The organism is Paenibacillus sp. 01T442, from assembly GCF_056398345.1.
This window is the reverse complement of record NZ_JBFTPF010000231.1, coordinates 1-365: the sequence shown is the minus strand read 5'-3', so window position 1 is coordinate 365 and position 365 is coordinate 1. Positions and strand designations below refer to the sequence as shown.

1 protein-coding gene is annotated in these 365 nt (G+C 26.8%); it reads right to left on the bottom strand.

Annotated features, from left to right (window positions below):
• Positions 1-155: 155 nt before the first annotated feature.
• The coding region (locus AC1DLM_RS35585; RefSeq protein WP_477572644.1) for a hypothetical protein at positions 156-365 on the bottom strand (210 nt) is incomplete at its 5' end.

The window sequence follows — 365 nt, the reverse complement described above, 5'->3', positions numbered from 1 at the left end:
GTAAATATATCGCGTTCCATTTTTCCTTTTTTATATGCTACCTTTTTTCTTGATATAAAATCGTGCTTTCATTTCCAAGGAACTCTTTCAAATTTAGTTTTAAATAATTAAGTTGGTTAGAGGTAATTCTTTTGTCTGATGTGCAGTTTCGGTCTTTATTCAGTAATTGTATATCTATTATGTAGTATTGGATTTAAATATTTAGCTAATTCAGGATAAATTATAGTAGCATCGGTAGTAGACAAAAAGAGATAGTGAGAAAAAATCTTTATGTGTTCGAATTCGTCAATTTCAGATTGTGAGAGGTTTAAATAATACATTAATTGATTTGCTAATGATTTCGAAATTTCTTTAACATTATTATG